Raw genomic sequence first — 22,798 nt, 5'->3', positions numbered from 1 at the left:
ATTGAACAAAGCCGCCGGGTTAACTGGCGGCTTTTGCTTTTCTTAACGCGGTGTTTCATGGGTCGGACGGCAACGGCGTTCGATGATTTGTGAGGTTTTGGGATCAAAATACCGGCTAGGCCAGATCAGCGAGGGATGGACACCCAAAGCACCAGCGATAAGCAATTCTCCTTTTGGCCACGGCCGTGATAATGCATTAGAAAGTGTCGAAGAGCTCAGGCCTGCTGATCGTGATACTGCTGCGAGTGTGGTGCCCTTCTTTCTCAGTGCTGCAATAATATCTGCCTGATGCCAGTCTTCATTCCTTGTCGTCATGATATTTTCCTTCTGAAAATGACTTTCAATAAATATTTTATTAAACATAGATTTCAATACTGAGTGCACTCATTATATCAACCATATCAATGTTTCCTAAAATCCATTATTTTACTTATTTAGAAAATACATTCTTATTTTGATTTAGACAAACAAGTAAATTCCTTTTGCTTTTTGTGATTTGTATCGGTTTATAATATTTACATTGAATAACATTAAAATGAAAACGTAACTGATGTGTTCTTTTTTTGATCTAATTCATTTTTTACGTTGATGAAAGATAAAAATTCAGAGGGTTTTATTATATTTCAGGAGGGTTTTTTTTATCTCTAGTTTAATGTATCCATTTGTTCTATATGATTTTTTTAAATAATCTATTTTTGATTTTAAATTTTTTCTAAGATTTTATTTAACCTGCTTTCCGAAAAAAAATTTTAACCATCCTGACAGATGTTTGATAAACATAATTCATGGAAGCATTTAAATACATCTATAGACTCACTCCTGAAAATTGAATATCTTCTTTCTGTCAAATAGGTGTTTTTCTAAATGACTTGTGTTAGTACCATCCTTTATATAAACGCTCATTACCAGAAAATATTGGTATTACTCTCATGGATGTATAACAACAATCTTTCTTACTGACTTAATAAGAAACAAGGAATGTTATGAAAAAAGAGTGGTTTGCAGCAAAGGAACTGACCGGAAAAGAAGGACTGCCGACGTCAACCCAAGGTGTCCATGGGATGGCTCGCAGATTGTGCTGGATTAAACGCCGCAGGCTGGGTGTTCAGGGACGTGCAGTGGAATATCACATCGACAGTTTGCCCGGTAATGCCGCCGCCAGCTTATCAATGAATGAGAGTTCTGCTGAATATGTTTATACATCACATCAGGACCCACTGGCGATCTGGATTGAGAGTTATAAGCAACTGAGAGAACCTGAACGTGAAACGATCATTTCATTCATTGTGAGGGAAGGGATATCTGAGTTGCTCAACAGATTACGTGAGCCTGAAAAAAACTAGCACAATAGTGCCTGTCGTACCTGCCAGAATCAGCAGGCGCGACAGGCAAATGTCAGAAATCGCGTTTTACCGACATATGCGCAAGGCCTTCAAGCGCCGAGCGGTATTCGGACTCAGGCAGTACCTGAAGCGCCCGGATTGCTTTGTCAGCTTCTTCTTCGGCACGCTGGCGGGTATAAGCCAGAGAGCCCCACTGATGCATGGCTGCCAGCACAGGCTCCAGTAAATGACGCCCGTTACCTTCTTCAATAGCTTTGCGGATCATAGCAGATTGCTCAGCATCGCCGTGCCGCATTGCATGCAGAAGGGGCAGGGTGGGTTTGCCTTCATCAAGGTCATCGCCGGTGTTTTTACCCAGCGTTTCGCCATCAGCATCATAATCGAGCAAATCATCAATTAGCTGGAACGCCGTGCCCAGATAACGACCATAATCTTGCAAGGCGGTAATCTGCTCGCTGCTTCCACCCGCCAGCATGGCAGAGGCTTGCGATGCGGCTTCAAAAAGACGCGCCGTTTTGCTGTAAATCACCTGCATATAACTGGCTTCTGTGATGTCGGGATCGTTGCAATTAATCAATTGCTGCACTTCACCCTCTGCAATCACGTTAACCGCTTTTGCCATCAGAGCCAGAACAGGAAGCGATTCCAGATCAGTCATCATTTGAAAGGCGCGGGTGTAGATAAAATCGCCGACCAGTACGCTGGCGGCATTGCCAAATGCAGCGTTCGCCGTTGCTTTTCCCCGACGCATATCTGATTCGTCGACCACATCATCATGCAGCAGTGTGGCGGTATGAATAAACTCAATCAGGGCGGCAACCGTGATGTGTTTATCGCCCTTGTAGGATAGTGCTTTGGCTGCCAGTACTGCTATCATCGGGCGGATACGTTTGCCGCCGCCACTGATGATGTAATATCCCAGTTGATTGATGAGAGAAACCTCTGAATTCAACTGTTCAAGGATGGATGCGTTGACGGCAGCCATGTCGTCCTGGGTAAGATCAATAATCTGTTCTAGGTTCATTGTGTTTTTTCAGCTGTTGTTCTCTTCACCGCAATGAGGTCTGGCTCACATTGGCACATGGCGCTAACTGTAAAGGGGATTGTACTTGAAAAACAGTGTAGATAAATGCTATCGGAAGAACTGCGCTTTTTTTCTTCTTTTGTCGTGATTGTGCTCTTGTCTTATGCTGATTTTTTGCGTAGAATTCGCGCCCTATTGTGAATATTTATAGCGCCCTCTGGACTATACAAAGTTGAGTGCGCGGAAAGCGGAGTTTTATATGTACGCGGTTTTCCAAAGTGGTGGTAAACAACACCGTGTCAGCGAAGGACAGACTATTCGTCTGGAGAAGCTGGACGTTGCAACTGGCGAAGCTATCGAATTCGATCAGGTTCTGATGATTGCAAACGGTGAAGAAATCAACATCGGCCTGCCTTTAGTTGCTGGCGGTGTAATCAAAGCTGAAGTCGTTGCTCACGGTCGTGGCGAAAAGGTCAAAATCGTTAAGTTTCGTCGTCGTAAACACTATCGTAAGCAGCAGGGCCACCGTCAGTGGTTCACTGACGTTAAAATCACCGGCATCAGCGCTTAAGATTAGGAGAGCGGAACAATGGCACACAAAAAGGCTGGCGGCTCCACACGTAACGGTCGCGATTCAGAAGCTAAACGTCTGGGCGTAAAACGCTTTGGCGGCGAAGCAGTACTGGCAGGCAGCATCATCGTTCGTCAGCGCGGCACCAAATTCCACGCGGGTATCAACGTGGGTTGCGGCAAGGACCACACTCTGTTTGCTTTGGCTGACGGTAAAGTCAAGTTCGAAGTTAAAGGCCCGAAAAACCGTAAGTACATCAGCATCGAAGCTGAATAAGTTTTTCGCGTCTTAGTAAATAGATGTAAGCCCCGCAATTCGTTGCGGGGCTTTTTACATTCTGGTTAGCCCATTCTGGCGGGATATGGATACGAAATCGCAGGCACCTGTCGGGATTCTGTTGGCGCTGATTACTGCCATGAGTTGGGGTTCTTTGCCTATAGCCCTGAAGCAGGTGTTAGTGGTAATGGATCCCTTTACCGTGGTCTGGTATCGGTTTTCGATAGCTGCGATCGTATTGGGTTGCATTCTGGCGGTAAGACGCCGATTGCCCTCTAAAGCGATTTTCAGCCGCCCGCGCTGGTTGATCTTAGTGCTGGTCGCCACCTGCGGATTGCTGGGAAACTTTGTGCTTTTTAGTTCCTCTTTGCAGTTTCTCAGTCCAACGGCGTCGCAGGTTATCGGCCAGCTTTCTCCGGTCGGTATGATGGTGGCCAGCGTTATCATCCTCAAAGAAAGGATGCGCGTGACGCAGGTCATTGGCGCTCTTATGCTAATTTTCGGGCTGATATTGTTTTTCAATACCAGCCTGATTGAAATTTTTACCCGTCTGACAGATTACACTCTGGGTGTGATTTTTGGCGTCGGGGCAGCGATGGTCTGGGTGATATACGGTGTGGCGCAAAAGGTATTGCTGCGCCAACTGGCTTCACCGCAAATCCTGTTTTTGCTGTACACTTTATGTTCTATCGCATTGCTCCCGCTGGCCAGCCCGGCGGTGCTTTCACAGCTCAGCGGCTGGCAGTTTGCCTGTCTGTTGTTTTGCGGCGCGAATACCTTAGTGGGATATGGCGCCTTAGCGGAAGCGATGGCGAGATGGCAGGCGGCTCAGGTGAGTGCTTTAGTAACACTCACTCCGCTGTTTACCCTGCTATTTTCAGATTTATTGGCACTTGCCTGGCCTGACTTTTTTGCTGCACCGGTGCTTAATTTCATTGGGTATCTTGGTGCATTTGTGGTGGTGGCAGGTGCAATGTTTTCCGCAATTGGCCATCGATGGTGGCCACGTCGGACAGAGCAAAACCTGGTAGCTAAACGTTAGCTGCCCGGCGAATGATTTACGGAGACGGTACAAATGAAGTTTGTTGATGAAGCCACGATTCTGGTTGTGGCCGGTGATGGCGGTAACGGGTGCGTCAGCTTCCGCCGCGAAAAATACATTCCACGTGGCGGCCCGGATGGCGGCGATGGCGGCGATGGCGGCGATGTCTACCTGGTTGCTGATGAGAACCTCAATACGCTGATCGATTTCCGCTTTGTGAAATCTTATCGTGCTGAGCGCGGTACTAACGGTCAGAGCAGCGACTGTACCGGTAAACGCGGTAAAGATATCACCATTAAAGTGCCTGTCGGAACACGTGTCCTTGACCAAAGTACTGGCGAAGTCCTGGCCGATATGACTCAAAATGGTCAGGTTAATATGGTCGCTAAAGGCGGTTTCCACGGACTGGGTAACACCCGTTTTAAATCCTCCGTGAATCGTTCACCGCGTCAGAAAACCATGGGCACTAAAGGTGAAGAGCGTGATATCGCCCTTGAGCTGATGCTGCTGGCCGACGTGGGCATGCTGGGGCTGCCAAATGCGGGTAAGTCGACGTTTATCCGCTCCGTCTCTGCTGCGAAGCCAAAAGTGGCTGATTATCCGTTTACCACACTGGTGCCAAGCCTTGGCGTGGTGCGTATGGATCACGAACAAAGCTTCGTGGTTGCAGACATACCTGGTTTGATCGAAGGGGCTTCGGAAGGCGCTGGTCTGGGTATCCGCTTCCTGAAGCATCTTGAGCGTTGCCGCGTTCTGTTGCACCTGATCGACATTGCACCGATCGATGAGTCTGATCCGATCGAAAATGCTAAAGTCATCATCAACGAGCTGAAGCAATACAACGCTAAGCTGGCTGAAAAACCGCGCTGGTTAGTGTTCAATAAAGTTGATCTGATTGAGAAAGAAGAAGCTGAAACGCGTGCAAAAGCAATTGCTGACGCATTGGGCTGGGAGGGTAATTATTACCTCATCTCCGCCGCAAACCGCGAAGGCGTCAATGCATTGTGCTGGGACGTGATGAAATTCATCAACGAAAACCCTAAGCACATGGCAATTGAAGAGGCAGCGCCAGAAAAAGTTGAGTTCATGTGGGATGATTATCACCGTGAACAACTGGCAGAAGTGGAATCTGAAGCCGACGACGACTGGGATGATGACTGGGATGAAGATGACGATGAAGGTGTCGAAATCATTTACGAACGTTAATCCTGCGGATTAACTTTTCATCTCAGTACCAAAGGCTGCCCCTGGCAGCCTTTTTCTTTTTTTTACAAGGCATTAACGGGCATCAGTTGAGTGCCAGTGAGCTTTGAAGTGCAACATGCGGTAACCAGCACTGCGCGCTGAGCCCTGCATTGTCGATACGATTTCGCAATGTCAGCGTACCGCCATGCAGGTGTGCAATCCTGACGACGATATTCAGCCCCAGACCGCTACCCCCATAACGTTGATCGACACGCTTGAAAGCCTGCGTCAGTTCACTGGCTTTCGTCTCATCAATGCCCGGACCCGCATCGTCAATCTGTATCAGAAAGCCGTTATCCTGCGTCACAATGGTAATGTTGATATCGCTTTTTTCCGGCCCGTAGCGGTAAGCATTCTCGACCAGATTACGCACCATCAAACGCAGCAGTACGGCATCACCCTGTATTTCAGCATGCAGTGGCACCTGAATTTTCAGCGTCTGTCCACGTTCATTGAGCATTTCACCCAACTCTTCCCGCAGTGGTTCAACGACATGATTTATCAGATCAACCTGCTGATATTCCCCTTTCGCAAAATTCTGACCTGCGCGGGCAAGCATGAGTAATTGCTCTATGGTATGCATTAACAGGTCGATGCGGCTGATCAGTGTATCACTGCCTTCCACGCCCTTTTTTTGCATTATCTCAAGATGTAGCCGGACGCCAGCCAGCGGAGTGCGTAACTCATGAGCGGCATCGGCAGTGAACAATCGCTCCTGCTGAATCGTCGTAGAAAGTCGTGAAAATAGTTGATTCAGTGCATTAGTCACGGCAACAACTTCCCTGATTTCGCTGTTGAGTGGCAGGGGAGAGAGGTTATCGGCCGAGCGGGTTTCCAGGCGTTTTTGTAACTGGTTAAGAGGACGTATAATCCAGCTGATGGCCCAGAAAGATAACAACAGGGTAATGCTCATCATCAGCAAAGAAGGGGCAATCAGAGAGGCAATGGCTTCGGCAATCTCCTTCTCAACGTGAGCATTGCGGACTTTGGCCGAAAGTGTGTCATTAACCAGCAGGTTAATTTGCTCCTGGCTTTCATGCCAGAGCCAGAAAATACTGGTGAGCTGAGTGACGAACAGGATCAGTGCAAGCATAACCAGCAGACGGCGGCGCATACTGGTCATACGCTCATTTCCAACCTGTAACCGATACCGCGCACGGTTCTTATGGCTTCTTTACCGAGTTTACGGCGCAGATTATGAACATGCACTTCGAGGGTGTTGGAGCCTAAATCATCCTGCCAGGTATAGAGATCCTGCTGGAGCAATTCACGGTTTACCGTCTGTCCGGCACGCATCATCAACCGTGATAAAATAGCGAATTCTTTGGGGGTCACTTCTACCGGCGTATCGCCGAGATAAGCCTGCTGTGAGGAAAGATTAATTTTCAGGTTACCCACGGAAATCTGGTTGTCGCTTTGCCCCTGATATCGGCGGATCAGAGCACGAACACGCGCCTGCAGTTCGACTAAAGCAAAAGGTTTAATCAGATAATCATCGGCGCCTGCATCCAGGCCATCGACCCGGTCTTCGAGTGCATCCCGGGCGGTAAGAATAAGAACGGGCAGGGAGATGTTCTGACGACGCCACTGGCGTAACAGCGTTGCGCCATCTTTATCTGGCAATCCTAAGTCCAGGATCACCAGACTGTACTGGCTGGTTTGGATCAGGCTTTGTGCCTGCGCCGCAGTAGAAGCGCAGTCACAGGCGTAATTTTCACTGGTAAGTGCCAGCATTAATCCCTGCCGTAAAAGTTCATCATCTTCCACTATCAGCAGTTTCATTGTCTGGCACTTCTCCGTGGTTAATTATTTTGGTAAATATCCCTGTAGAGACGACTCTCAAAGCGCACCAGCGGTGCACGACGTGTACGTTGATCTTCAGGGGGAACCGCATAGCCTGAGAGGAACTGCACAAAGGCCATACGCTGGCCGCTGGCTGTGGTGATAAAACCGGCAAGGTTATATACACCTGACAGCGAGCCGGTTTTTGCCGACACTTTGCCGTCCACACCTGCTTCGTGCAGGCCGCCGCGATACTGCAAGGTTCCGTCATGACCCGCTAAAGGCAGCATCGATATAAAATCTAATTCTTTATCGTGTTGGGCGATGTATTGCAGCACCTGCATCATTGTGGCCGGTGACAATAAATCATGACGTGAAAGGCCAGAACCATCCACCTGGATAGAGTTGCCTAAATCCACGCCTGCTTTTTGGCGCAAAACCTGACGAACAGCATCTGAACCCGCCCGCCATGTTCCCGGTACGCCAAAACGCTGATGGCCAATGGTACGGAATACCGTATCGGCGATCATGTTGTCTGATTTCTTAAGCATCTGATGCAACAGGTCATGCAGCGGTGCCGATTGGGTTTGCGCCAGCACAGTACCCGCTGGCGTCGGCTGGGTCTGACGTTTCAGCGTACCATCAATCTGGATATCCGCCTGCAGCAGCTCGTCTTTGAGAATCGCACCGGCATAGCTGGCTCCGTCCTGAATAGCGAAAGCCAGCGGTAAAGGCTCGCTGCGTTGTGTCAGACAACCTGTAAGAGTGTATCGGTTGAATTCACCCGGTACGACATCCAGTTCACAATATTGCGCATCCGGTGAGCCTTTTGCCAGCGTGCGGACTTCACTGAACATGTGTACGGGATAATATGAGGCCACGCGGATAAACGCGTTTTCGTCAGGTTTAGGTGCGCTATACAGTGATACCGAGAAACAGTTTCTGTCGACAATCGCGGCTGCCGGGGGGGCGCTGAAGCATTGGGTGATGTCGTTCCATGGCCATCCCGGAGCTTTATCATGGCTTGCGAACACGGAAGTGTTAATGATCACATCGCCGCTGATTTCTTTGACGCCCTGTTTTTTCAAAACAGCGACCATATTCCGAATATTCTGACGCTTCAGGGTCGGGTCGCCCGAAAAACGCGCGACCAGATCTCCCTTGAGCACACCGTCAGAAACTGAACCTGGCGTTTCGAGTGTGGTAGTGAAGCGGAAATCAGGCCCTAGCTGCAACAGCGCAGCCAGCGCCGTCAGGATCTTCATGGTGCTGGCAGGCAGCGCCATCTGAGTACCGTGATAATCGATCGCAGGTGCAGGGGCACCAATTTTTTGTACCAGGACCGCCAGATTCGTGCCATCAGGCAGATATTCTGTGTAGTTTTCGATCTGAGCCGCATTTGTATTCAGAACAAACGCGCATGCTAATCCACTGACAATTCGTAAAAAACGCATTATTTTGGTAAAGGCTCTGAGTAACGGCAGGATAAATGTGGTGCCATACTACGATGCTACGAACCCAGGCGCAACGTGGCTGAAAGTAAACGATGATCCTCAAGGAACTCTACGTTAAAATACGAATCAAAATGCAAAATGATTCCTGGCCTGGTGGCAACTCCGGGTGAGGTTTTTTTTGTTTTTCGCCAGAGAGAGTCGGTCAAAAGAACTGACTTAATTTCTTACCTGATTCAATCAGGACGGTGTTTACCGAAAGGACCAAGTTAGAGGTAATGAATATATGAAACCGATTCCGATGACATTGCGTGGCGCAGAGAGATTACGTGAAGAACTGGACCATCTGAAGAGCGTCCGCCGCCCGAAAATCATTTCTGATATCGCGACTGCACGTGAACACGGCGATTTGAAAGAGAATGCTGAATACCATGCCGCCCGCGAACAGCAGGGTTTTTGTGAAGGCCGTATCCAGGAAATCGAAGCTAAGCTTTCGAATGCTCAGGTCATTGATGTGACCAAGATGCCTGCCACTGGCCGGGTAATTTTTGGTGCTACCGTGAGTGTCATGAACCTGGACACTGAAGAAGAGCAGAAATACCGTATCGTGGGAGATGATGAAGCTGATTTTAAGCAAAATCTGATTTCTGTGAATTCCCCGATTGCACGCGGTTTGATCGGCAAAGAACAGGATGATGTTGTTGTGATCAAAACGCCGGGTGGTGATGTCGAGTTTGAAGTATTGAAGGTCGAATACCTTTAAAATCTGCATTAAAAAGGGCGAAACGAGACGTTTCGCCCTGTTATTCTCACATTCATGCAGTGAATTGCTTCACAGTAAATTGAAAACTAAAGTAAAAAGGCCTGCTCAGACCTTCCCCTGAACGTGATTTCGTGGCACCTTTCCGAAAATCTACAGCGCTTTTCGTTAAACCTTAATAGATTAACGCGGTAAGATAATTTTGCGGTCTTCGGTGGAAGGGCGATAAAGTACCAGCATATTGCCGATGACTTGCACATTACACGCCTTGGTTTCACGCACAATCGCGTCTACGATCAGGGACTTCGTTTCGCGTTCTTCTGCCGCGACTTTAACCTTGATCAGTTCGTGATGTTGCAGCGCCTGTTCAATTTCGGCGAGCACACCTTCAGTCAGCCCGTTGTTGCCCAGCATAACAACCGGTTTGAGTGGATGCGCGAGGCCTTTCAGGTACTGTTTTTGTTTATTGTTAAGATTCATCGTCTTTTTTGCTTAAGTTGGGATTGAAAACGGGTCATTCTACCGCCATCTCATGTATATCACCAACCCGGACTGCTTCGGGGAGGCAATAATACTGACTTAGCCATAGACGTCATGATGCTAACAGCTTGTTCCAAAAGCTCTAACTCAGGGTGGTTGGAAAACTATATGGTTAATAAATAATGTCTAATAAAAAGCGTTCTGCAAGTTCCAGTCGCTGGTTGCAGGAACACTTTAGCGATAAATATGTGCTGCAGGCACAGAAAAAAGGGCTGCGTTCCCGTGCCTGGTTTAAACTTGATGAAATACAGCAAGGCGATAAGCTGTTTAAACCGGGTATGACAGTCGTGGATTTAGGGGCAGCTCCCGGCGGTTGGTCACAGTATGTTGTGACACAAATCGGTAACAAAGGGCGTATCATCGCCTGTGATATTTTACCTATGGATCCTATTGTTGGAGTCGATTTCCTTCAGGGGGATTTTCGTGATGAATTAGTTCTCAAAGCGTTGCTTGAACGCGTGGGAGAAAACAAGGTTCAGGTGGTCATGTCCGATATGGCCCCTAATATGAGCGGTACTCCGGCAGTCGATATTCCAAAATCGATGTATCTGGTTGAATTAGCATTGGATATGTGTCGGGATGTATTAGCACCAGGCGGAAGTTTCCTGGTGAAGGTGTTTCAGGGAGATGGCTTTGATGAATACCTGCGGGAAATTCGCTCCCTGTTTACGAAGGTGAAGATTCGTAAGCCAGACGCTTCCCGAGCACGTTCGCGAGAAGTGTACATCGTAGCGACAGGGCGGAAACTGTAGTTCCCTAACGCTGTTTGTTAACACAGTTGTAATATGAGGTTAATCCCTTGAGTGACATGGCGAAGAACCTGATCCTCTGGTTAGTCATCGCAGTTGTATTGATGTCTGTATTTCAGAGTTTTGGTCCCAGCGAATCAAATGGTAACAAGGTAGATTACACTACCTTTACAACCGAAGTGGCCCAAGACCAGGTCCGTGAAGTACGTATCAATGGACGTGCGATTGACGTTATCAAAAAAGACAGCAGCAAATACACAACCTATATTCCGGTTAATGATCCTAAATTGCTGGATACGCTGCTGAGCAAAAACGTGAAAGTTGTTGGAGAACCGCCTGAACAGCAGAGTTTCCTGGCGACTATCTTTATTTCATGGTTCCCGATGCTGCTTCTGATTGGCGTCTGGATATTCTTTATGCGGCAAATGCAGGGCGGCGGTGGCAAAGGGGCTATGTCCTTTGGTAAAAGCAAAGCCCGCATGCTGACGGAAGACCAAATCAAAACGACTTTTGCCGACGTTGCAGGCTGTGACGAAGCGAAGGAAGAGGTAAGCGAGCTGGTAGATTACCTGCGCGAACCAAGCCGTTTCCAGAAACTGGGCGGTAAAATTCCTAAAGGCGTTCTGATGGTAGGTCCTCCGGGTACGGGTAAGACCTTGCTGGCTAAAGCGATTGCCGGCGAAGCCAAAGTCCCGTTCTTTACCATTTCCGGTTCTGACTTCGTTGAAATGTTCGTGGGTGTGGGTGCATCACGTGTGCGTGACATGTTCGAACAAGCGAAGAAAGCAGCTCCATGTATCATCTTCATCGATGAAATTGATGCCGTAGGCCGTCAGCGTGGTGCAGGTTTAGGTGGAGGTCACGATGAACGTGAACAGACACTGAACCAGATGCTGGTTGAGATGGATGGCTTCGAAGGTAACGAAGGTATCATCGTTATTGCTGCAACCAACCGTCCGGATGTCCTGGATCCTGCGTTACTGCGTCCGGGTCGTTTCGACCGTCAGGTTGTTGTTGGCTTGCCAGATGTTCGTGGCCGTGAACAAATCCTTAAAGTTCATATGCGTCGTGTGCCATTGGCAACTGACGTTGATGCTTCGGTGATCGCCCGCGGTACACCGGGTTTCTCCGGTGCAGATCTCGCGAACCTGGTTAACGAAGCCGCGTTGTTCTCTGCACGGGGTAACAAACGTGTGGTGTCAATGGTCGAGTTCGAAAAAGCCAAAGACAAAATCATGATGGGTGCTGAGCGCCGTTCCATGGTGATGACCGAATCGCAGAAAGAATCCACCGCCTATCACGAAGCGGGTCACGCTATTATTGGTCGCCTGGTTCCGGAACATGATCCTGTGCACAAAGTGACCATTATTCCTCGTGGCCGTGCATTGGGTGTGACTTTCTTCCTGCCTGAAGGTGATGCGATCAGCGCCAGTCGTCAGAAACTGGAAAGCCAGATTTCTACCTTATACGGTGGCCGTCTTGCTGAAGAGATCATCTATGGTGTAGAGAAAGTGTCTACCGGTGCGTCAAACGACATCAAAGTAGCGACGTCGATTGCCCGTAACATGGTGACACAGTGGGGCTTCTCAGAGAAATTAGGTCCGTTGCTGTATGCAGAAGAAGAAGGTGAAGTCTTCCTCGGCCGTTCAGTCGCGAAAGCTAAACATATGTCTGATGAAACCGCCCGCATCATTGATCAGGAAGTTAAGTCTCTGGTTGAACGTAACTACATTCGTGCGCGTACTTTGCTGATGGAAAACATGGATATCCTTCATTCAATGAAAGATGCCCTGATGAAATATGAAACCATCGATGCACCACAAATTGATGACCTGATGAACCGTACTGAAGTTCGCCCGCCAGCTGGCTGGGACGACGCTAACGGCAAAAACGGTAACAGCAATTCCAGCGACGGCGGTGCCCCGAAAGCGCCAACGCCTGTTGACGAACCTCGTACACCGAATCCTGGTAACACGATGTTTGAGCAATTCAGCGGCAAATAAGCTGTTGATTGGAAAATAACGCTGATAACACTCAACCCCGGGCTTGCCCGGGGTTTTTTATGCGTGCATTCTTTACCACGAAATTTGAAAAGGCCTTTATTGATTGATCAGAAGGGACGTGATTTATGCACCTCACAGCCAGAGAGTCCAGGTTGGACCTCACTTTCCCCCAGGTCATGGGGATCCTGAATGTTACCCCGGATTCATTTTCCGATGGCGGGCGACATAACACACTTGATCTTGCCCTCAGACATGCTCAGGCAATGGTTGATGCAGGCGCATCCATTCTCGACATTGGGGGCGAATCGACTCGTCCTGGTGCAGCAGAAGTCAGTGAGGATGAAGAACTGGCCCGTGTGGTGCCGGTCGTTGAAGCCATTGCACGGCGTTTTGATGTTTGGATCTCTGTTGATACCTCAAAAGCCTGCGTGATCCGGGAAGCGGCACATGCGGGTATGCATCTGATCAATGATATTCGTTCGCTTCAGGAACCCGGTGCGCTACAGGCTGCAGCCGAAACCGGTTTGCCTGTTTGTCTGATGCACATGCAGGGGGAACCCAAAACGATGCAGCATGCCCCGCATTACGATAATGTTGTTGCACAGGTGGAACAGTATTTTGTTGAACAAATTTCACGTTGTGTGAACGCTGGCATTGCAAAAGAGAAATTGCTGCTCGACCCGGGCTTCGGTTTCGGTAAAAATTTAGAGCATAACTATCAGTTGCTCGCACGGCTGGCTGATTTCCATCACTTTGGCATACCGTTGTTAGTAGGGATGTCGAGGAAATCCATGGTGGGGCAACTTCTGCATGTCTCCCCGGAAAAACGGGTTACAGGAAGTGTGGCTTGTGCTGTGATTGCCGCCATGCAAGGTGCCAGGATCGTGCGCGTACATGATGTGAAAGAAACCGTTGAAGCGATGCGTATCGTTGAAGCGACACTTTCTGCAAGGGATAAAAATTAATTATGAGTAACCGTAAATACTTTGGGACAGATGGCATCCGCGGAAAAGTGGGCGATACCCCGATTACCCCTGATTTTGTTCTGAAACTGGGCTGGGCTGCGGGCAAAGTATTAGCACGCCACGGTTCGCGGAAAGTGATCATCGGTAAAGATACCCGCATTTCGGGTTACATGCTGGAATCCGCGTTAGAGGCCGGTCTCGCGGCGGCAGGTTTATCGGCGTCTTTCACCGGCCCGATGCCAACGCCTGCCGTTGCCTATCTGACGCGTACTTTCCGTGCAGAAGCTGGCATTGTCATTTCAGCCTCGCATAACCCTTACTACGACAACGGCATCAAGTTTTTCACTATCGACGGGACCAAATTGCCTGACGAGGTTGAAGAGGCGATTGAAGCAGAGCTTGAAAAACCATTGACCTGTGTTGAGTCCGCCGAACTGGGTAAAGCCAGCAGAATCGTGGATGCAGCTGGTCGGTACATCGAATTCTGTAAAGGAACATTCCCGACAGAGTTGAGCCTGAACGGCCTGAAAATTGTGGTCGATTGCGCTAACGGGGCCACTTACCATATTGCACCCAGTGTGTTGCGTGAACTTGGGGCAAAAGTTATCGCTATCGGCTGTGAGCCGGATGGCATGAACATCAACGAAGAGTGCGGCGCAACGGATGTCCGTCAGTTGCAGCAGCGCGTTCTGGCTGAAAAAGCAGATGTCGGACTGGCATTTGACGGCGATGGTGACCGTCTGATTATGGTTGACCATGAAGGCAACAAAGTTGATGGTGACCAAATCCTTTACATCATTGCGCGTGAAGGGCTTCGTCAGGGGCAGTTGAAAGGCGGTGCGGTCGGCACGCTGATGAGCAATATGGGTCTCGAGCTGGCGCTCAAACAGCTCGGTATTCCCTTTACGCGGGCGAAAGTGGGCGACCGATACGTGCTGGAAAAAATGCAAGAAAAAGGCTGGCGCATTGGTGCTGAAAACTCTGGCCATATCATTCTGCTGGATAAAACCACGACGGGTGATGGCATTGTGGCAGGGTTACAAGTGCTTACCGCCATGGTGCGCAACCACATGAGCTTGCATGACCTCTGCAGCGGCATGAAATTGCTTCCGCAGATCCTGATCAACGTCCGTTTTGCCGGTGAACATGATCCGCTGGAATCTGATGACGTCAAGCAAGTGACGGCAGACGTTGAGAAACAGCTGGCCGGCCGCGGTCGGGTGCTGTTACGTAAATCAGGTACCGAACCTCTGCTGCGCGTAATGGTGGAAGGGGAAGACGCACAACTGGTGGAAAAACTGGCCAACCGCATTGCTGATGCCGTAAAAGCGGTCAAAGCGTAAGCCGATAAAAAACGGTAAATTTTCGGTGGATTTCTTGCTGCCGGACGTTCGGGCAGCAGGTTTCATGCCGATTTGCCGTTTTTTTCCGCAAACGAACAATTTGATGAAAATTGCCCTTGCACGGCAATACGGCTTTGGTTAGTATTCACACCCGCTTCAGTGGGTCCTTTGATGACCTGCTAAATGGTGAGAAGCAATTGGCATGCGGTGAACCCGCGAGGATACAGGTACTACTATGTACGACGCTCTTCTGGTGATTTTCCTTATCGTAGCAATCGGGCTTGTCGCTCTGGTTATGCTGCAACAAGGTAAAGGCGCTGATATGGGAGCCTCTTTCGGAGCAGGTGCTTCTGGCACATTGTTCGGTTCGAGTGGTTCCGGTAACTTCATGACCCGTATGACAGGCATTTTGGCAGCACTGTTCTTTATCATTAGTTTGATTCTCGGGAACATGAGCACCAATAAAGGCCAAAAAGGCAGTGAGTGGGAGAACCTGAGTCAGCCAGCTAAAACTGAGCAGACCACTACGCCGGCAGCTCCAGCAGCGCCTAACAGTGACGTTCCTCATTAAGCAGTAAACTATCTTTAAGATAGAAGACAGGTTTTGAAACAGTGGCTTGTGCTTGGACAGTATAAGCGATTGTGAAAAAAAAGAGTGCCGAGGTGGTGGAATTGGTAGACACGCTACCTTGAGGTGGTAGTGCCCGAATGGGCTTACGGGTTCAAGTCCCGTCCTCGGTACCAATCTTTATGATAACTTGCTTTTTAGCGGTTATCGGCGTAGTATTTGCCACGTTTTCGGACGCGGGGTGGAGCAGCCTGGTAGCTCGTCGGGCTCATAACCCGAAGGTCGTCGGTTCAAATCCGGCCCCCGCAACCACTTTCCCTAAGTGTTTATTTCAAATAGACTTTCAGTATCTTCCTGTGATGTTCTGCAGCTTCAATTTGAAAACAACACTTTGCGAAAGTTGTACCGAAGCCGCTATGCGGCGAATAGGGTCCAGTTGCATAAAGCCCCGATTTATCGGGGTTTTTTGTTATTTGGCAACAGAATCACTGGGCTATTTAGCCCTTTTTTTATGTCTTGGGGGTGGGCTTGTCCACATTAGAACAAAAATTAACAGAGCTGATTACAGCACCAGTCGAGGCACTTGGCTTTGAGCTGGTGGGCATCGAGTTCGTTCGGGCTCGCCAATCGACGTTGCGCATCTATATTGATAGTGACGCCGGGATCAATGTTGATGATTGTGCTGATGTCAGCCACCAGGTGAGCGCTGTGCTGGACGTTGAAGATCCAGTTACTGTCGCCTACAACCTGGAAGTTTCCTCTCCAGGCCTTGATCGTCCTATGTTCACCGCTGAACATTATCAACGTTTTCTTGGCGATGAAGTCAGTGTTGTTTTGCGTATGGCAGTGCAAAACCGCCGCAAATGGCAGGGCATCATTAAAGCTGTCGAAGGCGAAATGATCACGGTGACAGTGGAAGGGAAAGATGAAGTGTTCGCACTGAGCAACATCCAGAAAGCGAACCTGGTACCCCACTTTTAAAGAGTTTGGAAGAGGCAACTAGGATGAACAAAGAGATTCTGGCTGTTGTAGAAGCAGTTTCTAATGAAAAATCCCTCCCGCGCGAGAAGATTTTTGAAGCGCTGGAAATTGCATTATCAACGGCGACCAAGAAAAAATACGAGCAGGAAATCGAAGTCCGCGTCAGCATTGACCGTAAAACCGGCGACTTTGATACTTTCCGTCGCTGGGTGGCAGTGAACGAAGTGACCCAGCCGACCCGCGAAATCACCCTTGAAGCTGCACAATACGAAGATCCGTCAATCGACCTCGGCGGATATATTGAAGATCAAATTGAATCGGTCACTTTTGACCGCATCACCACACAGACTGCTAAACAAGTCATCGTACAGAAAGTACGTGAAGCAGAACGCGCGATGGTGGTTGATCAGTTCCGTGAGCAGCAAGGTGAAATCGTTACTGGCGTCGTTAAGAAAGTTAACCGCGACAGTATTGCACTGGATTTAGGCAGCAACGCTGAAGCTGTTATCCTGCGTGAAGACATGCTTCCTCGTGAAAATTTCCGCTCTGGTGACCGTATTCGTGGCGTGTTGTATGATGTCCGCCCTGAAGCACGTGGTGCCCAGCTGTTTGTCAGCCGTTCACGAAACGAGATGCTGATTGAACTGTTCCGCATCGAAGTGCCGGAAATTGGCGAGGAGCTGATTGAAATTAAAGCTGCTGCCCGTGATCCTGGGTCCCGTGCGAAAATTGCCGTAAAAACTAACGACAAACGTATCGACCCTGTCGGTGCTTGTGTCGGCATGCGTGGTGCACGCGTTCAGGCCGTTTCCAGCGAACTGGGCGGTGAACGCATTGATATTATCCTTTGGGATGACAATCCTGCGCAGTTCGTTATCAACGCAATGGCACCGGCAGACGTCGCTTCCATCGTAGTTGATGAAGATAAATGCACCATGGATATCGCCGTTGAAGCCAGCAACCTGGCACAGGCGATTGGCCGTAATGGCCAGAACGTGCGTTTGGCTTCCCAATTGTTGAAACAGCATCGTGGTGATGACAAGTGGGAACTGAACGTGATGACAGCAGACGACCTGCAAGCCAAACATCAGGCTGAGGCACACGCTGCGATTGATACCTTTACCAAATACCTGGCCATTGATGAAGATTTCGCCACGGTGCTGGTTGAAGAAGGTTTCTCTACGCTTGAAGAACTGGCTTATGTGCCAGTTAATGAATTGCTTGAAATCGACGGCCTGGATGAAGACACCGTGGATGCGCTGCGCGAACGCGCAAAAGAAGCGCTGACCACGCTGGCTTTAGCTCAGGAAGAAAGTCTCGGTGACAAAAAGCCTGCTGACGATCTGCTTAACCTGGCGGGTCTGGAACGTAGTATGGCATTTAAACTGGCTGCACAAGGGGTTTGTACGCTGGAAGATCTTGCCGAGCAAGGTGTCGACGATCTGGCTGATATTGAAGGTCTTACTGACGAGCAGGCTGGTGAACTTATCATGGCCGCGCGCAATATCTGCTGGTTTGGCGACAACGCGTAATAAACTGTAGCAGGAAGGAACAGCATGACAGATGTAACTGTAAAATCGCTGGCGGCAGAAATTCAGACTCCGGTTGATCGCCTGGTACAGCAATTTGCTGATGCAGGGATCTCGAAGTCCGAAGCTGACTCTGTGACCCAGCAAGAAAAAGAAACTTTATTGGCGCATCTCAATGGTGGAAACCCAGGTGCGACAAACAAACTGACGTTACAACGCAAAACGCGTAGTACACTGAATATTCCGAGCACCGGCGGGAAGAGTAAATCGGTGCAAATCGAGGTCCGCAAGAAACGCACTTATGTTAAACGTGATATGACCGAGGCAGAACTAGCCCAGGCCGAAGCGGAAGAGCAGGCGAAGCGTGACGCGGAAGAACAGGCACAGCGTGCAGCAGCAGAGCAAGCCCAGCGCGAAGCTCAGGAAAAAGCCAAACGCGCCGCCGAAGAGCAAGCTAAACGTGAGGCCGCTGATAAAGCTAAGCGTGACGCAGCGGAAAAAGATAAAGTGACCAATCAAAATACCGATGAAGTAACCAAACCAGCTCAGGCAGATAAAGCACGCCGTGAAGCTGAAGCCGCAGAGCTGAAACGCAAAACGGAAGAAGAAGCCCAGCGTAAGATTGAAGAGAACGCCAAACGCGTTGCAGAAGAAGCCCGTAAAATGGCTGATTCTGGCGTCTGGACTGAAACTGTTGCGCCGAGCGAATCAGAATCTGCTGACTACCATGTCACCACTTCTACGCATGCACGTGCGGCCGAAGACGAGAATGATGCCAAAGTTGAAGGCGATCGTCGTAGCCGTACCCGCGGTGGCAAAGCGACTAAACAGAAAAAAGGCAACAAGCTGTCCGAATCTAAAGCGGATCGCGAAGAAGCCCGTGCTGTTGGCCGTAATGGTAAAGGCAAACGCAAACCAAGCACGCTGCAGCAGAGCTTCAACAAGCCTGTGGTTGCCGTAAACCGTGATGTCGTGGTGGGCGAAACCATTACTGTTGCCGAACTGGCAAACAAAATGGCCGTCAAAGGTTCTCAGGTCATCAAAACTATGATGAAACTGGGCGCTATGGCGACCATCAACCAGGTTATTGATCAGGAAACTGCTCAGCTGGTTGCAGAAGAAATGGGTCATAAAGTCATCCTGCGTCGTGAGAACGAGCTGGAAGAAGCGCTGATGAGCGATCGTGACACAGGTGCTTCCGCAGCTGCTGAGCCTCGCGCTCCGGTTGTGACCATCATGGGCCACGTTGACCACGGTAAAACTTCATTGCTCGACTATATTCGTTCCACGAAAGTCGCCGCAGGTGAGGCCGGTGGTATTACTCAGCACATCGGTGCTTATCACGTAGAAACTGAAAACGGCATGATTACCTTCCTGGATACCCCGGGACACGCCGCGTTTACTTCTATGCGTGCTCGTGGTGCTCAGGCAACAGATATCGTGGTTCTGGTTGTTTCCGCTGATGACGGCGTGATGCCGCAAACCATCGAAGCTGTTCAGCATGCGAAAGCGGCTGGCGTGCCAATCGTTGTTGCGGTAAACAAAATTGATAAACCAGATGCTGATCCGGACCGTGTTCGTACCGAATTGTCTCAGTACGGCGTTATGCCGGAAGAGTGGGGCGGCGAATCTCAGTTCATCCACGTTTCTGCGAAAGTCGGTACTGGTATCGACGATCTGCTGCAAGCTATCTTGCTGCAGGCCGAGGTTCTGGAACTGAAAGCGGTGCGTAGCGGTATGGCAAGTGGTGTTGTGATCGAGTCCTTCCTGGACAAAGGTCGTGGTCCGGTTGCTACCGTGCTGGTTCAGGAAGGTACGCTGAACAAAGGCGACATCATTCTGTGTGGCTTCGAATACGGCCGTGTCCGTGCGATGCGTGACGAAATGGGCCGTGACATTACGTCTGCGGGTCCTTCTATCCCTGTCGAAGTGCTGGGTCTGTCCAGTGTGCCGGCTGCGGGTGATGAAGTTACCGTTGTACGTGATGAGAAAAAAGCACGTGAAGTTGCGCTGTATCGTCAGGGTAAATTCCGCGAAGTTAAACTGGCTCGTCAGCAGAAATCTAAACTGGAAAACATGTTCGCGAACATGACCGAAGGTGAAGTTTCTGAACTGAACATCGTTCTGAAGTCAGATGTCCAGGGTTCTTGTGAAGCAATCTCTGATGCATTGCAGAGCCTGTCCACCGACGAAGTTAAAGTTAAGATCGTTGGTATGGGTGTCGGTGGTATCACCGAAACTGATGCGACACTGGCTGCTGCTTCTAACGCGATCATCCTCGGCTTCAACGTCCGTGCAGATGCGTCTGCCCGCCGCGTTGTTGAAAGTGAAAGCCTGGATCTGCGTTACTATTCCGTTATCTATAACCTGATTGATGAAGTCAAACAGGCAATGAGCGGTATGTTGGCGCCAGAATACAAACAGCAAATCATTGGCCTGGCTGAAGTTCGTGACGTATTCAAGTCACCTAAATTCGGCGCTATTGCAGGTTGTATGGTGACTGAAGGTATGATCAAGCGTAACAACCCAATCCGTGTGCTGCGTGAAAACGTGGTGATCTATGAAGGCGAACTGGAATCCCTGCGTCGCTTCAAAGATGACGTTGCTGAAGTCCGTAACGGCATGGAATGTGGTATCGGCGTTAAGAATTACAACGATGTGCGTACTGGTGATGTGATCGAAGTCTTCGAAATCATCGAGATCAAACGTACTATCGCTTAACGTTTGCGAAGTCGCTGATATCCAGATGGGGGCCTTGCGCCCCCTTATTTGTCTGGAGCAAGTAAGGAGAAAGCCTCATGGCAAAAGAATTTAGCCGTACTCAGCGCGTCTCTCAGGAGATGCAAAAAGAAATCGCCATCATCTTACAGCGTGAAGTCAAAGACCCACGCGTAGGCATGGCGACAGTTTCAGGCGTAGAAGTCTCACGCGACCTGGCATATGCCAAAGTGTTCGTCACCTTCCTGGATGTGCTGACCACTGATAATCACGACCCTGATCGTGTCAAAAATGGCATCAAAGCCTTGCAGGACGCGTCAGGTTTTATTCGTACGCTGATCGGTAAAGCGATGCGTTTACGTGTAGTACCGGAGCTGACTTTCGCTTACGACAACTCTTTGGTTGAAGGTATGCGTATGTCCAATCTAGTGACTAATGTCGTGAAGAACGATGCTGAACGCCGTTCCGCTGCAGGCGATGACGAGGAAGCATAATGAGTCGCCCACGTCGCCGCGGCCGTGATATACACGGTGTTCTGCTACTGGACAAATCTTTAGGCTTGTCTTCTAACGATGCCCTGCAAAAGGTTAAACGCCTTTATAACGCTAACCGCGCAGGCCATACCGGCGCGCTTGATCCTTTGGCTACCGGTATGCTGCCACTGTGTTTAGGCGAAGCGACTAAATTCTCCCGGTTCCTGCTTGATTCGGACAAACGCTATCGCGTGATTGCCCGTATGGGGCAACGCACCGATACGTCAGATGCTGAAGGTGCCATCATTTGTGAACGTGAAATGACGTTCACCCGGCAACAACTTGACGACGCACTCGACAGTTTCCGCGGGGAAACTCAGCAAATTCCTTCCATGTATTCCGCATTGAAATATGAAGGGAAAAAGCTGTACGAATATGCCCGTCAGGGCATCGAAGTTCCGCGAGAATCACGCAGCATTACGGTGTATGAATTGCAATTTATACGCTGGGAAGGCTTTGACGTTGAGCTGGAGATTCATTGCTCAAAAGGCACTTACATCCGCACTATCGTCGATGATCTTGGTGAGAAGTTGGGTTGTGGTGCGCATGTGACTTATCTGCGTCGTCTGCAGGTGGCAACTTATCCTTCAGAGCGAATGGTCACCCTGGAAAAACTCCATGAGCTGATCGCTCAGGCAGAAGAGCAGGGTATTGAGCCGCGCTTGCTGCTGGATCCTTTGTTGTTGCCGATGGATAGCGCATGTGAAGACTTCCCGGAAGTTAACCTGTTACCTATGGTGGCCGGATATGTCAAACAGGGCCAACCTGTTCAGGCATCAGGTGCGCCCGTCAGCGGTATGGTTCGCATCACTGAAGGCGAAGAACGTAAGTTTATCGGTGTAGGAGAAATTGATGATGAGGGTCGTATTGCACCTCGTCGTCTGGTTGTTGAATACACCGATTAAGCGCTTTCTGCTTACCTTGCGATCATATATAGCAAAGGGTAGAATAGCGCAGCTTATGCATTGGGTTGCTGAATTAGAGATCGGCACCCGTTTAATTATCTATAATATTTTGGAGTAAGATTATGTCTCTAAGCGTTGAAGCTAAGGCTCAGATCGTTTCCGACTTCGGTCGCGGCACTAACGACAGTGGTTCTACCGAAGTTCAGGTTGCTCTGCTGACTGCTCAAATTAACCATCTGCAAGGTCACTTTGCAGAACACAAAAAAGATCACCACAGCCGTCGTGGTCTGCTGCGTATGGTTTCTCAGCGTCGTAAACTGCTGGACTACCTGAAGCGTAAAGATGTAGCACGTTACACCAGCCTGATCGAACGTCTGGGTCTGCGTCGCTAATCAAGCGAGTTTCAGTGTAAAGGGGCCAATAGGCCCCTTTATTCTAGGAAGCGCAGCCAAATCAGGGTACTGTATGGC

The 22,798-nt window shown here is 49.5% G+C and carries 23 protein-coding genes and 2 tRNA genes; 19 read left to right on the top strand and 6 right to left on the bottom strand.

Translation table 11 applies throughout. The features are described from left to right. Window positions 1–42 precede the first annotated feature (42 nt). Window positions 43–315, bottom strand: coding sequence for a helix-turn-helix domain-containing protein (locus tag ACOZIO_RS16730; protein WP_129954313.1), 273 nt, complete (start codon window positions 313–315; stop codon window positions 43–45). A gap of 668 nt (window positions 316–983) precedes the next feature. Between ACOZIO_RS16730 and ACOZIO_RS16725 the strand changes: the two genes are divergently transcribed. After that, a complete protein-coding gene (locus ACOZIO_RS16725) occupies window positions 984–1,343 on the top strand; it encodes a DNA-binding protein (RefSeq protein WP_129954315.1) in 360 nt (119 codons plus the stop codon). 52 nt (window positions 1,344–1,395) lie between these two features. Here the strand turns inward: ACOZIO_RS16725 and ispB are convergent, their stop codons facing one another. Beyond that, window positions 1,396–2,367: an octaprenyl diphosphate synthase gene (ispB, locus tag ACOZIO_RS16720; RefSeq protein ID WP_129954317.1), complete on the bottom strand. Its 972-nt coding sequence runs from the start codon at window positions 2,365–2,367 to the stop codon at window positions 1,396–1,398. Window positions 2,368–2,626: 259 nt separating this feature from the next. Here ispB and rplU point away from each other — a divergent pair, with 259 nt between their 5' ends. The 4 genes from rplU (at window position 2,627) to cgtA (ending at window position 5,462) form a co-directional block, all read left to right on the top strand. Then, a complete protein-coding gene (rplU, locus tag ACOZIO_RS16715) occupies window positions 2,627–2,938 on the top strand; it encodes a 50S ribosomal protein L21 (protein ID WP_013573804.1) in 312 nt (103 codons plus the stop codon). Between the two features lie 18 nt (window positions 2,939–2,956). After that, window positions 2,957–3,214, top strand: a complete 258-nt coding sequence (gene rpmA, locus ACOZIO_RS16710) for a 50S ribosomal protein L27 (RefSeq protein WP_013573805.1) — start codon at window positions 2,957–2,959, stop codon at window positions 3,212–3,214. Window positions 3,215–3,299: 85 nt separating this feature from the next. After that, a complete protein-coding gene (locus ACOZIO_RS16705; RefSeq protein ID WP_129954319.1) occupies window positions 3,300–4,256 on the top strand; it encodes a DMT family transporter in 957 nt (318 codons plus the stop codon). A gap of 33 nt (window positions 4,257–4,289) precedes the next feature. Then, entirely contained in the window at window positions 4,290–5,462 is a 1,173-nt protein-coding gene (cgtA, locus tag ACOZIO_RS16700) for an Obg family GTPase CgtA (RefSeq protein ID WP_129954321.1), read from the top strand. A gap of 82 nt (window positions 5,463–5,544) precedes the next feature. On the opposite strand, the gene pmrB is transcribed toward cgtA, so the two are convergent. From pmrB to dacB, 3 genes are read right to left on the bottom strand one after another with little or no spacing between them, the layout of a single operon-like run. Continuing rightward, entirely contained in the window at window positions 5,545–6,624 is a 1,080-nt protein-coding gene (gene pmrB, locus ACOZIO_RS16695) for a two-component system sensor histidine kinase PmrB (protein WP_129954323.1), read from the bottom strand. Continuing rightward, window positions 6,621–7,283: a two-component system response regulator PmrA gene (gene pmrA, locus ACOZIO_RS16690; protein ID WP_129991636.1), complete on the bottom strand. Its 663-nt coding sequence runs from the start codon at window positions 7,281–7,283 to the stop codon at window positions 6,621–6,623. The genes pmrB and pmrA overlap by 4 nt, the downstream gene beginning before the upstream one ends. Before the next feature lie 20 nt (window positions 7,284–7,303). Then, window positions 7,304–8,737: a serine-type D-Ala-D-Ala carboxypeptidase gene (gene dacB / locus ACOZIO_RS16685; protein ID WP_129954327.1), complete on the bottom strand. Its 1,434-nt coding sequence runs from the start codon at window positions 8,735–8,737 to the stop codon at window positions 7,304–7,306. Window positions 8,738–9,020: 283 nt separating this feature from the next. Here dacB and greA point away from each other — a divergent pair, with 283 nt between their 5' ends. Then, entirely contained in the window at window positions 9,021–9,497 is a 477-nt protein-coding gene (gene greA / locus ACOZIO_RS16680; protein ID WP_129954329.1) for a transcription elongation factor GreA, read from the top strand. Between the two features lie 180 nt (window positions 9,498–9,677). Here the strand turns inward: greA and yhbY are convergent, their stop codons facing one another. Then, window positions 9,678–9,974: a ribosome assembly RNA-binding protein YhbY gene (yhbY, locus tag ACOZIO_RS16675; protein WP_013573813.1), complete on the bottom strand. Its 297-nt coding sequence runs from the start codon at window positions 9,972–9,974 to the stop codon at window positions 9,678–9,680. Between the two features lie 182 nt (window positions 9,975–10,156). Here yhbY and rlmE point away from each other — a divergent pair, with 182 nt between their 5' ends. The 13 genes from rlmE (at window position 10,157) to rpsO (ending at window position 22,720) form a co-directional block, all read left to right on the top strand. Continuing rightward, the gene (rlmE, locus tag ACOZIO_RS16670) at window positions 10,157–10,786 is read left to right on the top strand and encodes a 23S rRNA (uridine(2552)-2'-O)-methyltransferase RlmE (protein ID WP_014333696.1); all 630 of its coding nucleotides are present in this window, start codon (window positions 10,157–10,159) and stop codon (window positions 10,784–10,786) included. 56 nt (window positions 10,787–10,842) lie between these two features. Next, complete coding sequence (gene ftsH, locus ACOZIO_RS16665; RefSeq protein WP_129954331.1) at window positions 10,843–12,786, top strand: ATP-dependent zinc metalloprotease FtsH; 1,944 nt, start codon at window positions 10,843–10,845, stop codon at window positions 12,784–12,786. A 125-nt stretch (window positions 12,787–12,911) separates the two neighbouring features. Then, on the top strand, window positions 12,912–13,751 hold the full coding sequence (gene folP, locus ACOZIO_RS16660) for a dihydropteroate synthase (protein WP_129954333.1): 840 nt from the start codon (window positions 12,912–12,914) through the stop codon (window positions 13,749–13,751). Window positions 13,752–13,753: 2 nt separating this feature from the next. Beyond that, entirely contained in the window at window positions 13,754–15,094 is a 1,341-nt protein-coding gene (gene glmM / locus ACOZIO_RS16655) for a phosphoglucosamine mutase (protein ID WP_129954335.1), read from the top strand. Window positions 15,095–15,329: 235 nt separating this feature from the next. Continuing rightward, window positions 15,330–15,665 (top strand): preprotein translocase subunit SecG, encoded by a 336-nt coding sequence (secG, locus tag ACOZIO_RS16650; protein WP_129954337.1) that lies wholly within the window; start codon window positions 15,330–15,332, stop codon window positions 15,663–15,665. An 86-nt stretch (window positions 15,666–15,751) separates the two neighbouring features. Next, window positions 15,752–15,838, top strand: a tRNA-Leu gene (locus tag ACOZIO_RS16645). A 59-nt stretch (window positions 15,839–15,897) separates the two neighbouring features. Continuing rightward, window positions 15,898–15,974, top strand: a tRNA-Met gene (locus tag ACOZIO_RS16640). A 216-nt stretch (window positions 15,975–16,190) separates the two neighbouring features. Continuing rightward, window positions 16,191–16,643: a ribosome maturation factor RimP gene (gene rimP, locus ACOZIO_RS16635; RefSeq protein ID WP_014411570.1), complete on the top strand. Its 453-nt coding sequence runs from the start codon at window positions 16,191–16,193 to the stop codon at window positions 16,641–16,643. Window positions 16,644–16,666: 23 nt separating this feature from the next. After that, window positions 16,667–18,175, top strand: coding sequence for a transcription termination factor NusA (nusA, locus tag ACOZIO_RS16630; protein WP_013573819.1), 1,509 nt, complete (start codon window positions 16,667–16,669; stop codon window positions 18,173–18,175). Window positions 18,176–18,199: 24 nt separating this feature from the next. Beyond that, window positions 18,200–20,893, top strand: coding sequence for a translation initiation factor IF-2 (gene infB / locus ACOZIO_RS16625; protein ID WP_217138276.1), 2,694 nt, complete (start codon window positions 18,200–18,202; stop codon window positions 20,891–20,893). Window positions 20,894–20,970: 77 nt separating this feature from the next. After that, the gene (rbfA, locus tag ACOZIO_RS16620) at window positions 20,971–21,384 is read left to right on the top strand and encodes a 30S ribosome-binding factor RbfA (protein WP_014333704.1); all 414 of its coding nucleotides are present in this window, start codon (window positions 20,971–20,973) and stop codon (window positions 21,382–21,384) included. Beyond that, on the top strand, window positions 21,384–22,328 hold the full coding sequence (gene truB, locus ACOZIO_RS16615; RefSeq protein WP_129954341.1) for a tRNA pseudouridine(55) synthase TruB: 945 nt from the start codon (window positions 21,384–21,386) through the stop codon (window positions 22,326–22,328). The genes rbfA and truB overlap by 1 nt, the downstream gene beginning before the upstream one ends. A 122-nt stretch (window positions 22,329–22,450) precedes the next feature. Next, the gene (gene rpsO / locus ACOZIO_RS16610) at window positions 22,451–22,720 is read left to right on the top strand and encodes a 30S ribosomal protein S15 (protein ID WP_014333706.1); all 270 of its coding nucleotides are present in this window, start codon (window positions 22,451–22,453) and stop codon (window positions 22,718–22,720) included. Window positions 22,721–22,798 lie beyond the last annotated feature (78 nt).

The organism is Rahnella sp. PD4 (assembly GCF_049199325.1).
In the GTDB taxonomy this organism is placed as follows: domain Bacteria; phylum Pseudomonadota; class Gammaproteobacteria; order Enterobacterales; family Enterobacteriaceae; genus Rahnella; species Rahnella perminowiae.
This window is presented reverse-complemented; position numbering and strand designations above follow the sequence as displayed.

Excerpts from the sequence above, each read along its gene's own strand:
- ACOZIO_RS16730 (WP_129954313.1), bottom strand. The coding sequence starts at position 315 with ATGACGACAAGGAATGAAGACTGGCATCAGGCAGATATTATTGCAGCA.
- ACOZIO_RS16725 (WP_129954315.1), top strand. The coding sequence starts at position 984 with ATGAAAAAAGAGTGGTTTGCAGCAAAGGAACTGACCGGAAAAGAAGGA.
- ispB (WP_129954317.1), bottom strand. The coding sequence starts at position 2,367 with ATGAACCTAGAACAGATTATTGATCTTACCCAGGACGACATGGCTGCC.
- rplU (WP_013573804.1), top strand. The coding sequence starts at position 2,627 with ATGTACGCGGTTTTCCAAAGTGGTGGTAAACAACACCGTGTCAGCGAA.
- rpmA (WP_013573805.1), top strand. The coding sequence starts at position 2,957 with ATGGCACACAAAAAGGCTGGCGGCTCCACACGTAACGGTCGCGATTCA.
- ACOZIO_RS16705 (WP_129954319.1), top strand. The coding sequence starts at position 3,300 with ATGGATACGAAATCGCAGGCACCTGTCGGGATTCTGTTGGCGCTGATT.
- cgtA (WP_129954321.1), top strand. The coding sequence starts at position 4,290 with ATGAAGTTTGTTGATGAAGCCACGATTCTGGTTGTGGCCGGTGATGGC.
- pmrB (WP_129954323.1), bottom strand. The coding sequence starts at position 6,624 with ATGACCAGTATGCGCCGCCGTCTGCTGGTTATGCTTGCACTGATCCTG.
- pmrA (WP_129991636.1), bottom strand. The coding sequence starts at position 7,283 with ATGAAACTGCTGATAGTGGAAGATGATGAACTTTTACGGCAGGGATTA.
- dacB (WP_129954327.1), bottom strand. The coding sequence starts at position 8,737 with ATGCGTTTTTTACGAATTGTCAGTGGATTAGCATGCGCGTTTGTTCTG.
- greA (WP_129954329.1), top strand. The coding sequence starts at position 9,021 with ATGAAACCGATTCCGATGACATTGCGTGGCGCAGAGAGATTACGTGAA.
- yhbY (WP_013573813.1), bottom strand. The coding sequence starts at position 9,974 with ATGAATCTTAACAATAAACAAAAACAGTACCTGAAAGGCCTCGCGCAT.
- rlmE (WP_014333696.1), top strand. The coding sequence starts at position 10,157 with ATGTCTAATAAAAAGCGTTCTGCAAGTTCCAGTCGCTGGTTGCAGGAA.
- ftsH (WP_129954331.1), top strand. The coding sequence starts at position 10,843 with ATGGCGAAGAACCTGATCCTCTGGTTAGTCATCGCAGTTGTATTGATG.
- folP (WP_129954333.1), top strand. The coding sequence starts at position 12,912 with ATGCACCTCACAGCCAGAGAGTCCAGGTTGGACCTCACTTTCCCCCAG.
- glmM (WP_129954335.1), top strand. The coding sequence starts at position 13,754 with ATGAGTAACCGTAAATACTTTGGGACAGATGGCATCCGCGGAAAAGTG.
- secG (WP_129954337.1), top strand. The coding sequence starts at position 15,330 with ATGTACGACGCTCTTCTGGTGATTTTCCTTATCGTAGCAATCGGGCTT.
- nusA (WP_013573819.1), top strand. The coding sequence starts at position 16,667 with ATGAACAAAGAGATTCTGGCTGTTGTAGAAGCAGTTTCTAATGAAAAA.
- infB (WP_217138276.1), top strand. The coding sequence starts at position 18,200 with ATGACAGATGTAACTGTAAAATCGCTGGCGGCAGAAATTCAGACTCCG.
- rbfA (WP_014333704.1), top strand. The coding sequence starts at position 20,971 with ATGGCAAAAGAATTTAGCCGTACTCAGCGCGTCTCTCAGGAGATGCAA.
- truB (WP_129954341.1), top strand. The coding sequence starts at position 21,384 with ATGAGTCGCCCACGTCGCCGCGGCCGTGATATACACGGTGTTCTGCTA.
- rpsO (WP_014333706.1), top strand. The coding sequence starts at position 22,451 with ATGTCTCTAAGCGTTGAAGCTAAGGCTCAGATCGTTTCCGACTTCGGT.